Source organism: Pedobacter sp. Bi126 (genome assembly GCF_918698245.1).
Lineage (GTDB): Bacteria > Bacteroidota > Bacteroidia > Sphingobacteriales > Sphingobacteriaceae > Pedobacter.
The window spans coordinates 217,800-230,041 of sequence record NZ_CAKKMS010000004.1; the positions used below are offsets into that span (position 1 = coordinate 217,800).

Genomic DNA, 12,242 nt, shown 5'->3' on the forward strand with positions numbered 1-12,242 from the left:
AGAAGATGAAAAGGATTTTAAGTATTGCTATTTTAGTTTTGTTAACCTCGTTTGCTTTTGCACAAAAAAAGCCAACCAAGTTAGCACCAAAGAAAGCTGCACCAGTAGTAGCCGCACCCCCTGTGGCAGATACAGTGAAAGCCCCTGTTAAAACAGCTAAAAAGAAACTTAAGGTACCACCTAAAGATGGTTTTTATGCCCGTAAGGACATTGACAGTACTGAAATGGTTCCTTTGGCTGATGTGAGGGAAGAGGATGTTTTTTATGCAAAACGGATCTGGAGAGAAATTGACTTACGTGATACGGTTAACTCAGCCTTAAAATCGCCTAAATCACGCCTAATTGATGTATTAATTGCCGCAATTAAGAAAGACGAACTAACCGCGTACTCACCAATAGATAGTGCATTGAACGAAGATGATGCTTTTCTTAATCCAATGTCGGCAGATTCTGCTTCCAAATCGGCTTTAGGAACAGCAGAGGTTTCGAACAACAAAACCGGAACGGTTACTACTGTAGTTAATGATTTTAATCCAGAGTTATTCTTGAAATTCAGAATTAAAGAAGACTGGATTTTCGATACCAAACGTTCTGTTTTCGAACCGCGTATTGTAGGTATTGCGCCATTAAAATACAATGAGGTTTCTAAACAATGGCAACCGGTATTTTGGGTGTATTATCCAGAAGCTAGAGAGATTTTAACGAAGAAACGTTTAATCAATACCAATAACGATGCTTCAGCATTAAGCTTCGATGATTTCTTTATCCGCCGCTTATTCAGCAGCTATATTGTAAAAGAATCAAATCCTGGCGACAATAAGATCAGAGATATTATTACCGATCCTAGAGAAAGGTTGTACGAATCAGAAAGGATTAAAAAATCTGTTCTTGATTACGAACAAGGTCTTTGGGAATATTAACCTTATTAAAAGGCTTCGATGATAAATCGGAGCCTTTTTTGTTAAACGTCATATTGTCATTGAAAACAGAAGCGCTGGTAAGAAAGGTAGAATGAGGCATCTTATTGGCTATGACAGGTTCTATAAATTGGTCGTCATTTCGATCGTAGTGTTCCAAAGGAACTCCTTCGGAGGAGAAATCCTAATTCCTCCTCAAAGAGAATCTGGGTTGAAATAGCTATTCCTGTTTGAAATAGGCCTGAAGGGTAATCATCTGTTTTTTATTCAGCACCTCTGCCAGTTCTTTTTCGGTAGCCTCTTTAATTTTTTTAACCGATTTGAAATGGGTTAACAGTTTATCTGCGGTAGTTTTGCCGATACCTTCAATCTGCTCCAGTTCTGTTTTCAGTGTCCCTTGATCGCGTTTCTTGCGGTGGAAGGTAATCCCAAAGCGGTGGGCCTCATCACGGAGCTGTTGGATCACTTTTAAGGTTTCCGATTTTTTATCCAGATACAATGGATAGGAATCGCCAGGATAGAACAGTTCTTCCAAACGTTTGGCAATACCAATTACGGTAACTTTGTTTTCTATACCCAATAACTTTAAACTCTTTACAGCCGACGAAAGCTGCCCCTTACCGCCATCAATGATGATGAGCTGAGGCAACGTCTGGTTTTCATCCAGCATCCTCCTGTAACGACGGAAAACCGCTTCTTCCATGGTCGCGAAATCGTTTGGACCCTCTACCGTTTTCACATTAAAATGGCGGTAGTCTTTTTTCGATGGCTTTGCATCTTTAAAAACAACTATTGCCGAAACCGGATATTTCCCCTGAAAATTCGAGTTATCAAAACATTCTATATGTTTTGGAAGCTGGGTTAAACGCAGATCTTTCTGCATCGTAGATAAAATACGATCGGTGCGTAAATCGGGATTTAATTTTTCGTATTGATTAAGTTTCTCTTTTTTGAAGAACAATACATTTTTCTGCGAAAGCTCCAGGAGTTTTTTCTTCTCGCCGAGCTTAGGTACAGTAAATTTTAAACTTTCATCTTCTAACGAAGGCTCAAAAGGAACAATAATTTCTTTGGAGGTGCTGCTGAACTTCGTTCTGAATTCTAACATGGCCAATGTTAAAATTTCATCATCACTCTCATCCAATTGCTTTTTAACTTCGATGGTCTGCGTCTGGATAATCGTTCCGTTCATCACTTTCAGGTAATTTACAAAAGCATAACGTTCATCCGATGCAATACTCACCACATCAACGTTGGTAATGGCGCTATTTACCACTGTAGATTTACTCTGGTATTTCTCCAGTACTTCCAATCTCCTTGCATATTGATGCGCCAGTTCGAAGTTCAGGTTTTCTGATGCCGATTTGATGATCCCTTTAACATCCCGGATTACATTCCCGATTTTGCCATTCAGGATCTCTTTGATCTCACCTATATTTTTATCGTAGTCCGTTTCGGTCTGGTAATTCTGACAAGGGCCCTTACAGTTGCCAATTTGATATTCCAGGCAGACTTTAAATTTCCCTTCAGCTATATTTTTTTCTGTTAAAGGTAAGCTGCAGGTACGAAGGGGATAGGTTTCTTTAATCAGATCCAAAATAGTATGCATCATGCCTATAGAACCATAAGGGCCAAAATAGGTAGAACCATCTTTAATCACTTTCCTTGTCCAGTAAATACGGGGATAGTTTTCGTTTTTAACAATTATCCATGGATAGGTTTTGTCGTCCTTTAGGTTGATGTTAAATTTTGGCTGATGTTTTTTAATTAAGCTATTTTCGAGTAACCAGGCATCAATCTCGGTATCAACAATAGTGAATGTAATTTTACGGATTTTGGAAACGAGTACCCTTGTTTTGCCATTAAACTGATTCCTGTCGCTATTGAAATAAGAACCCACACGGTTGCGCAGGTCTTTTGCCTTTCCAATATACATGAGCTTTCCATCAGCGTCCCAATATTGGTAAACACCGGGTTTATGCGGAATTGCGGTTAATGCTGTTTTATGGTCGAAACTGCTCATGAAGGATTAATGGAGCAAAATTAAGGTGATTTTAATAGAGAATAATATTAGGTATGAAATCGAAGTCTTTTTTGTCGTAAGTAAACAATTGCGGTTGCCTCAATAATATCAGTTTTTGAAATCCCAAGATCCACTCCTTATATCTTTAAGGTTTTTGGGATTGTTTTTCCAAATACCGAAAAGTTCTTTAGGATTAAGTGATTTATTCCCTTTTAGGATATTAGGTTTAAGATCGTCTTGCAAAGAAACAATTTTAATGTTCTGTAATTTCATAACCTAAGTTCTATTAGTACTTGTTTATAATGCTTAATTTTTAACTCCTTTATGCAGAGCGATCGTCATGCTGAATTTATTTCAGCATCTTTTATGCAAAATAGACACTGAAATGAATTCAGGGTGACGATTTTACCTCTCAAATATTTGAAGAACACTCCCTAAAATGCAATTACAATTTTCTATTACAAATTTAATGTTTATCCCCTAAAATTTAGGAGAAAACTTTTGGTTGTAAATAGTGTCTAAAATCCCAACTTCTCATCCAATTCGGTTGCGCCTTCTTCCTGTTGTTGATATTGGTTGCAATCGTAGGTAATCGAAACACCAGATTTTGGTGCCTCAAAATCAGCATGGCTAATTTTTAAGGCCGGATTGGCGTATACTCTTTTGATAAAACCTGCAAAAATTGGCAAAGCCGTATTAGCACCTTCACCCTGGTTGGTACTGATAAAGTGGAATGCCCTATCTTCGCAGCCAGTCCATATACCTGTCACCAATTGAGGAGTAATGGCCATAAACCAACCATCTGAGTTATTTTGGGTAGTACCCGTTTTAGCTCCGATAGGTGCGTTTACTTTGTATTTATAATTCAGCCTCGATCCGGTTCCGTTAGTTACTACACCTTTTAACATTCTGGTCATTACATAAGCCACCTCTTCGCTCATGATCGGTTTTGGTATTTCCTTTTGTGAAAATAATACCACCCCATTTTTATCTTCAATTCTTAACAAATAAATTGGTTTGGTATAGGTTCCTTTGTTTGCAAAAGCGCCATAAGCCCCAACCATATTAAAAATTGATGAATCGAATGTCCCCAAACAAATAGATGGAAATGCCGGAACATTAGGAATGCCCATTTTAGTAGCTAATGTAGATACGGCCACAGGACCGACCTGTTTCATTAAATAAGCGGTAACAAAGTTTTGTGAATAAGCCAGGGCTTTTTGTAAAGTAATGCTGCCTGGCAGTGGTTTACCCGAATTTCTTGGCGTCCATGGTTCTCCATAGCCATCTATCGTTACTGGTACATTTGGCACAGTGTAACAAGGAGAATAACCATTTTCAATTGCTACGGCATAAGTGAACGGTTTTGCTGTCGAACCCACTTGTCTGGTCCCCATTTTAACCTGATCGTATTTAAAATGTTCGTAATTAATCCCCCCAACCCATGCTTTTACATGACCATTGGTCGGATCCATCGTCATCATCGCATTACGCAACAACATTTTGTAATAACGTACCGAGTCGATCGGTTTCATTACCGTATCAATATTACCCTTCCAGGTAAAAATGCTCATTTCTGTTTTGGTATTAAAATCATTTTTAATTTCATCGTCTGTTTTACCTTCTAGTTTTAAGGATTTATAACGGTCTGATCTTTTAATCCCCTGTTCAATCTGTAAAGCTTTATCCTTAAAAGGGTTTCTGCCTTTCCAGCTGGCGATAAACTGCGCCTGTAAGATCTTCATATATTCTTTTTGCGCCTCTTCGGCATATACCTGCATATCATAATTTAATGTGGTATAAATTTTCAAACCATCGCGGTCTAAATCGTAAGGTGTGCCATCGGGTTTGGTAATCGACTGTTCCTGAAAAATGTTTTTAATATCATTCTTAAGTACCGAACGGAAATATGGTGCAATACCATCGTTAACGGTTGCCGCATTAAAATGCAGGTTTAAGGGCTTTTCTTTTTGTTCGTCAAATTCTTGCTGGGTTAAGAGTTCCGATTTGACCATCATGGCCATTACGGTATTTCTGCGGTCTCTTGATCGTTCGGGGTGGCGGGTTGGCGAGTACATGGTTATCCCTTTTTGCATCCCTACAAGCGTTGCAGCCTCTGTTAAAGTAAGTTTATCAGGGGTAGTGTTAAAATAAACCCTGGCTGCCGATTTTATGCCATAAGCCTGGTTACCAAAATCAACCGTGTTTAAATACATAGTAATAATTTCTTCCTTGGTATAGTTGCGTTCCAATTTAACGGCAACAATCCACTCTTTAAACTTGGTTAACACAAGCGAGAAAAAATTCAGGTTCGATTCTCTAGGGAAGAGATTTTTTGCCAATTGCTGTGTAATGGTACTTGCACCTTGTTTTTTACCGATTAAATTATAACCGATAATGGTGAAGGTACGTTTGAAATCGATGCCCGAGTGTTCTTTAAAACGGGTATCTTCTGTCGCGATCAGCCCGTTGATTACATTTTCGGAAATATCTTTATAAGTAACATTCGATCTGTTTTGAACAAAATAGGTGCCTAATGGCCGGCCATCCTCGGCAATAATTTCTGAAGCCTGGTTGCTTTTTGGATGTTCGATATCCCTGAAAGAAGGTAATGCACCAAAAAGGCCCAAGCCTACCATCGAAATGAAAATAGCAAACAGGGCAATTCCCCCGATCAGTAATTTCCAGATGACTAAACTATATCTTTTTGTTTCTTGTGCAGAAAGGGACTTGTTCATTTTGTGTTGTTATTTTCCAATCATCTCCAGAATAGAAGATTTTGGATGCAAATTTATTAATTTTTTATAGAATAGATTTTTCTCCACCAGCTTAAACCATATTACTTATTTGTAATTGTCTTTTAAAAACTCCAGATACTCGTTAATGCGCGAGCGGTCTGTTAGCTTTTCGAAGTTTTCTTTGCTGATGATAAAGCCTTTATATAAGTTGGCTGGAACTTTCATAATGTTCTTTAACTGGCCTGTAATGCTTGATTCGTAAATTTTGGCATCTTCAAGATCGATAAAACTCGTAATGTAAATCAGCTGATCATTATCTAACTCTACCAATTTATGTTCCAAATCATTATCGGGGTAATTGCCACGGTTAAACTGCCCTATTCCAAAACGTGAGGAACTTAAGGTTAAAGTTGCGTCGGCAACGTCGATCACATAATAATACTCTTCTGATTTAGTTGTACTAAAAATGCTCGCCGGTTTGGTAGGATCGGCCGGTTTAACCTCAGCAGGTTTAGATACAATGGTAGGCTCTGCTGTTTTAACAGTGGCATTATCAGTTACTAAAGGTTTTGTTGGAACGGCAATTGGTGTAGCCTGACTTACAAAACGTGGCGCATTTGGATCAAAATCGATAAGGGCAAGTGGCCGTTGTTTAAACTCTTCCAAATTTGCCTCAATATATTTTAAATGATCGCGGACCAATGGGGTAATAATTTTATCGTTTGGATAAAGCGTGGTAATCAAATTAAATTCAGTAAGCAGCGCATCAACCTTAGCGGTGCGGCCAACAGCAATTGCTTTTAAATAGGCATACTGTGGTGCTAAATCATTGTTAGGAAAAGCCGTAATGTTATCATCCGCCTGTTTCACTACCCCTGGATAATCTTTTTTCGCGTAAGCATTAAAGGCCACATTATAATTGTTAATGGCAATGTTTTCCATTTCTGTTTGTTTGGCCGAGTACGATGGATCTAAAATATTCTTTGCAAAATTAGATTCAGGGAACTTAGTGAGCACCAATTGTTTATACTGATCTGATTTTACTTCATCAACACCCTTGTAATTTAGATGTAAACTGTAGTAAATGGCAACTAAATGGTTATTATCCGGATATCTTTTAATCAGTTCCAGGTAAATCTTATTTGCTTCTGCTTTGTCGTTTAGCTCTTGTTGATAGAAGCTGGCGATTTCGAAATAAGCATCAATGATTTTTTGATCGGAGGTAGCCAATAATGCGGGAGTGGTTGGCAAACCATCCAAAAACTGTTTTTCTAATGTGGTTTGGTCTACAGCCGTTTGATTCGTTTCTCCATTTGCAGGCGCGATTCCGGTAGCTACATTCCCACCTGCCAAAACCTGATTGGTTTCCTGTGCCGATGAACGGATGCTTTGACGCCAGTTATCTTCCAGCTGTCTGTTGCCCCAGCGTTTTTTGAAATCGCCGAAACCATTGCTTATTGCAGCATTGTTATTAAAATAAAAGGTGTTCCCCGCAGTATTATTCGAAGCATTTAACGATCGATTTGGGAAGTCAGGATCATTTAAATATTGATTACTGATTACCCCTCCAGTATTGCTCACTTCAACTTTAGGTGTTAAATAGGCTTTAACCTTAGCCTCGCGCTCGCCTGCAGGAAGTTTGGCAATAGCCTGGGCGGTATCTTCCTTTGCAATAATGGTATACCTATCCGTTAAATATTTCAGGTTATCGGCCTTTTTAACAATGTTGTCGTAATCAGGGAAGTTTTTAGGTAAAATCATCACCGTACTATCGTAATACAGTTTTGCTTTAATGTAGTTGTTAAACGCCTTAAAATTTAAGTCGGCAATCCTTAAATAGGATAAGGCCTTTTGAGTTTGGTTCCTGGTGCTTTTTGCAACTGATTTGTGGTAGCTCTCTTCAGCTTTTACAAAGTTTCCTTCTGCAGAAAAGAGCTCTCCAACCTGATAATAAATCTGATCGGTATAATCGAAATTCTTATCATCTTTTAACAAAGCAAGCAGCTGTTCTTCCTTATTCAGTTTTACGCCACTGAGCAATGCTCTTAGTTTAATGCGGTTTAAATTGGCGTGAAAATACATTTCAAATGGAGCGTTGCTTTTTTCAACCTTGGTAAAATTGGCATAAGCATCCTGAAGATTTTTCTCTTTCTCCTGCAATTGGGCAAGGATAAAGCGCCAGCGTATACGCAGCTGTTTTTCGGCCGGAAGGGCAATTGCCGATTCTAAAAAAAGAATAGCTTCTTTATTGCGTTTTTGATAAATACGCATCTGGGCAGCAGTTGCCAATGGCTCTGCCAGATCTTTTTTTAACTCATCAGAAGCACGCAACATGGTATCAATAATTTTATCGGCAAGTACCATATTGTTCAGTTGCATTTGGCTACGGGCTTTCCAGTTCATGGCCATAATGAATGTTTTTAAATCGCTGTTATAGGTTTTTGCCGTATAATCGAAATATTCTGATGCGATAAAATAATTGCCTTTTAAATAATTTGCTTTGCCCAAAAGCATATAGGCATCATCAATATAATTACTAAAACTTTTATCGTTTATAACAGTTTGTCCTTTGGCAATAACGTCATCGAGCTGTTTATTGGCAACCCCTGGTGTAAGCACCAGATTTACCTGTGGCTCAGGATCGAGGTAAACAGGCAGTGTTTTTTCATAATTATCGGCATAACTTTGTAGTAGGCTCTCATTGTACTCAGTTAGTAAAACATTGGAGTTGTAGATATAGTTATACCTTGCCGTTAAGTTTTGAAACCTGCGATCTACTGCTGTATCTTTATTTGCGACACAGCCATAAATAAGGAGGACACTAAAAAAGATGAAGAAGGGATTTAAGTTTTTGTTAGCGTAATTTTTCAAGTATGATAAATCTCTTAGGTGGATATACAATAAACAATATATGTAGAAAAATATTTTATTTGGCAACAAATTTTAATTATTCAAAGTTAATTTAATTATTGCATTAAAAAATGGAAAATCCGAAAGAAGAAGATACAAAGAAAAAGGTAAATGCGGCCACTAAATATTCTGCTATTGGCTTCCAGATGATTGCTACCATTGGCCTGCTCACTTTTATTGGCTATAAGATTGATGAGCACAGAAACAGCAAAACTAATTTAATTACGGCTGCTTTTGCTTTGGCAGGGGTGGGGATTGCATTATACCAGGCCATTAGGCAGGCCACTAAGCCGTAAGTTTCAGTTGACGGTTTCCAGTAGGCAGTTTTCAGTAGGCAATTCTCGGTTTTCAAGCGACAGTTTGCCATCAGCAGTTACTATAAAACAATTTAAATTAGAAGTTTTGTTTCGCTTAACTAATTAACCAATTTAAAACAATTAAGCAATAGAACAATTTGCTGTTTGCTTCAGTTAACCGATTAATCAATTTGAACATTTAACCAACCTTCATAATAATTATCTCCCACACTACTTAATGATACTAAAAACCTTATCTTTGCAAAAGTTTTTATCTGCTAAGAAATTATACATTGACGCTAGCCAAATTTACCAGTATCTATTTCATTTTTGTAGGCCTTTTAATAGGTGTAATTGCCGTTTTACCTGTCGTATTTCCTGATCAACAATTGTTTGTAAATAACTTTTGGGTGATGTTTGGCTTTTTGGCCGGCATAACTTATGTAGCCTATATGCTTGTTGATATCGGTATAAAACGTGATCCTGAAGTGGGTATTATGGCAATTATGGGATCAATTGCAGTGAAGATGATTTTTTGTATGGCTTTTGTGTTGATTTACAGTATAAAAGCGAAGGGGATTGGGCTAATATTTCTGCTTAATTTTTTTTCTTTATATTTATTGTTTACGGCCTTTGAAATTTACTGTTTGTTACGTAACTTGCGCCACCAAAATTTAAAGTAAAAAACTGCCAATAAATGGATTGTAACCAAGTTTTTGTGTCGAAAGTTAAAAGACTAATTGTTGTTTTTACGCTTTTAATCGCGTTTTTATCTATCAAAATTGATACTTTCGCTCAGGTTGATAGCGCTGTTGTTCCTGTTGATAGTGTTGTAGCCGGATCTGCCGAAGCAGTTTCTGGTGAGCATGGCGCTGCTAAACATGGTGAAGAAAAATTCGAGCCAACTAAGGTAATTATGGAACACATTGCCGATTCGCATATGTGGCATCTTTGGGGGCATACTTCATTGCCTCTTCCAGTAATTTTATATACTGCTAACGGTTTGGAGGTTTTCTCTTCTGGTAACTTCCATCATGGAGAGCATGATTATAACGGTAAATACAATAATTATCGTTTAGAAGAAGATCATATAAAGGTAGTTGGTGCTGATGGAAAAATCGATGAAGAAGCAAGTAAGTCTGTTTTAGATTTCTCAATTACTAAAAACGTTGCTGCGATGTTCGTGGCGATTTTGATTATTTTAATTGTATTCATTTCAGTCGCTAGGGCGTATAAAAAACGCGTTGGTAAGGCACCAAAAGGTTTACAGTCTTTAATCGAACCGATCATTGTTTTTGTAAGGGATGATATTGCTAAGCCAAACATCGGTCATAAGTATGCTAAATTTATGCCTTACCTGTTAACCGTATTTTTCTTTATCTGGTTTAACAACTTGTTGGGATTGATTCCGATTTTTCCAGGTGGTGCTAACGTAACCGGTAACATTGCCTTGACTTTTGTGATGGCATTGGGTACTATGATTATTGTTAATATCAACGGTAATAAATATTACTGGAAACACATTTTAACACCTGATGTGCCTTGGTGGTTATATCCGATTATGATTCCTGTTGAATTAATTGGTATCATTTCTAAACCTTTCGCTTTAATGATTCGTTTGTTCGCAAACATTACAGCTGGTCACATTATCGTATTAAGTTTAATTTCCTTAATATTTATTTTCGAAACGGCTTGGATTTCTCCTGTTTCAGTGGCATTCGTAATATTTATGGATGTGTTAGAATTGCTGGTGGCATTTTTACAAGCCTTTATTTTTACATTATTAACTGCCTTGTTTATTGGTATGGCAGTAGAGGAGCATCATTAATAGAAAACTATTTTTTACAAATTAATATAAATAAATTAGTTATGGTAGGTTCAATCGCGGCAATTGGTGCCGGTTTAGCAGTAATCGGTGCAGGTATCGGTATCGGTCAAGTAGGTGGTAAAGCAATGGAAGGTATTGCTCGTCAACCAGAAGCTGCATCAAAAATTCAGACTGCAATGATTATCGCTGCTGCCCTTATCGAGGGTGCTGCTTTATTCGGTGTGGTAGTTGCATTATTAGGAAACAACCCTCAGTAATTCACCTGAAAAAATTAGGTTGGGTATTTAACGATTGGTTATTTACCCAATCTTATTAAAGAGATTAAGATTAAAAAAATTAGATAAAATGGATTTAGTAACCCCAAGCATAGGATTAATTTTTTGGACTGGAATATCGTTCATCTGCTTATTGATATTACTTAGAAAATTTGCATGGAAACCTATTTTAGGTGCTATTCACGAACGTGAGCAAAGCATTGATGAGGCACTTAACAAAGCTGAATTAGCCAAACAAGAAATGGCTCGTTTAACCAGCCAAAATCAAGATTTGATGCAACAGGCTCGCGCAGAACGTGATGAGATTTTAAAGGAAGCTAAAACTTTAAAGGATGGTATTTTAAACGAAGCTAAAAAACAAGCCCAGGTTGAAGGTGCTAAACTGATCGAGAAAGCTAAAATCGAAATCGAGAACCAAAAGAAAGCAGCTTTAGCTGAAGTTAAAGACCAGGTTTCTTCATTATCATTGGAAATTGCAGAACGTGTTTTACGTACCCAATTGGATGATAAAGCAAAACAAGAAACTTTAGTAGCTAACTTGTTAAAAGACGTTGAATTAAACTAAGCGTATTGCGTAAAGCGACGGGCGTACTAAACGCTAACCGCTAAACGCCAACCCAAAAGATATGTCAGAAATTAAAGTTGCAAGCAGATACGCCAAATCATTAATAGACTTAGCCGTTGAAAACAACGCGTTAGAGGATTCTTATAATGATATGGTTTTGTTTGAGAAAGTGGTTGATGAAACCCCTGAACTAGAAGCAATATTAAAAAACCCGATTGTACCTTTAGATAAAAAGACGGGTATTTTGAACGGTATTTTTGCTGATAAAGTAAGCAAGCTAACCATCTCGTTTTTTAAGATTGTGGTAAACAAAGGCCGTTCGGCGATTTTATTTGCCACTGCTAAACAGTTCGTTCAACAATATAACTTAATTAAGGGTATTGTTACTGCTGATGTAACTACTGCAAGTGCTTTAAGCCCTGCAGCTAAAGAGCAGATTATTGCGATTGTTAAAAGAGAATTAAACGCCAACCAGGTTATTGTTAACGAAAAAATTAACGAAAAATTAATTGGTGGTTTTATATTAAAAGTTGGTGATAAGCAATTTGATGCAAGTATTGCCAGCGGTTTAAGTAAACTAAGAAAAGAATTTGCACAGTAAGCGCGAGGCGATAAACGTATAGCGGAAAACGCCATGCGCCAAATGCCAAACAAAAAAGTATTGCGATAAGCGGATGGCGAATAAATGCC

At 37.5% G+C, this 12,242-nt stretch carries 11 protein-coding genes; 7 read left to right on the forward strand and 4 right to left on the reverse strand.

The features are described 5' to 3' along the window. The first annotated feature begins 5 nt into the window (after window positions 1–5). Complete coding sequence (gene gldN, locus LQ201_RS15810; protein ID WP_230144422.1) at window positions 6–920, forward strand: gliding motility protein GldN; 915 nt, start codon at window positions 6–8, stop codon at window positions 918–920. 217 nt (window positions 921–1,137) lie between these two features. Here the strand turns inward: gldN and uvrC are convergent, their stop codons facing one another. The 4 genes from uvrC to LQ201_RS15830 all read right to left on the reverse strand — a co-directional run bounded on the left by uvrC (window position 1,138) and on the right by LQ201_RS15830 (window position 8,549). Then, on the reverse strand, window positions 1,138–2,940 hold the full coding sequence (gene uvrC, locus LQ201_RS15815) for an excinuclease ABC subunit UvrC (protein WP_230144423.1): 1,803 nt from the start codon (window positions 2,938–2,940) through the stop codon (window positions 1,138–1,140). A gap of 108 nt (window positions 2,941–3,048) precedes the next feature. Then, window positions 3,049–3,213, reverse strand: coding sequence for a hypothetical protein (locus tag LQ201_RS15820; RefSeq protein WP_230144424.1), 165 nt, complete (start codon window positions 3,211–3,213; stop codon window positions 3,049–3,051). A 245-nt stretch (window positions 3,214–3,458) separates the two neighbouring features. Further along, a complete protein-coding gene (locus tag LQ201_RS15825) occupies window positions 3,459–5,678 on the reverse strand; it encodes a transglycosylase domain-containing protein (protein WP_230144425.1) in 2,220 nt (739 codons plus the stop codon). 105 nt (window positions 5,679–5,783) lie between these two features. Next, complete coding sequence (locus LQ201_RS15830; protein ID WP_230144426.1) at window positions 5,784–8,549, reverse strand: gliding motility protein; 2,766 nt, start codon at window positions 8,547–8,549, stop codon at window positions 5,784–5,786. A 110-nt stretch (window positions 8,550–8,659) separates the two neighbouring features. Between LQ201_RS15830 and LQ201_RS15835 the strand changes: the two genes are divergently transcribed. The 6 genes from LQ201_RS15835 (at window position 8,660) to atpH (ending at window position 12,153) form a co-directional block, all read left to right on the forward strand. Continuing rightward, window positions 8,660–8,884, forward strand: a complete 225-nt coding sequence (locus tag LQ201_RS15835; RefSeq protein ID WP_230144427.1) for an AtpZ/AtpI family protein — start codon at window positions 8,660–8,662, stop codon at window positions 8,882–8,884. 293 nt (window positions 8,885–9,177) lie between these two features. Continuing rightward, entirely contained in the window at window positions 9,178–9,567 is a 390-nt protein-coding gene (locus tag LQ201_RS15840) for a hypothetical protein (protein WP_230144428.1), read from the forward strand. A gap of 14 nt (window positions 9,568–9,581) precedes the next feature. Next, window positions 9,582–10,712 (forward strand): F0F1 ATP synthase subunit A, encoded by a 1,131-nt coding sequence (atpB, locus tag LQ201_RS15845; RefSeq protein ID WP_230144429.1) that lies wholly within the window; start codon window positions 9,582–9,584, stop codon window positions 10,710–10,712. Between the two features lie 41 nt (window positions 10,713–10,753). Continuing rightward, window positions 10,754–10,969, forward strand: a complete 216-nt coding sequence (atpE, locus tag LQ201_RS15850) for an ATP synthase F0 subunit C (protein WP_056087863.1) — start codon at window positions 10,754–10,756, stop codon at window positions 10,967–10,969. A gap of 88 nt (window positions 10,970–11,057) precedes the next feature. Then, complete coding sequence (locus LQ201_RS15855) at window positions 11,058–11,552, forward strand: F0F1 ATP synthase subunit B (protein ID WP_057931912.1); 495 nt, start codon at window positions 11,058–11,060, stop codon at window positions 11,550–11,552. Window positions 11,553–11,613: 61 nt separating this feature from the next. After that, on the forward strand, window positions 11,614–12,153 hold the full coding sequence (gene atpH / locus LQ201_RS15860) for an ATP synthase F1 subunit delta (protein ID WP_230144430.1): 540 nt from the start codon (window positions 11,614–11,616) through the stop codon (window positions 12,151–12,153). The last annotated feature ends 89 nt before the right edge of the window (window positions 12,154–12,242 follow it).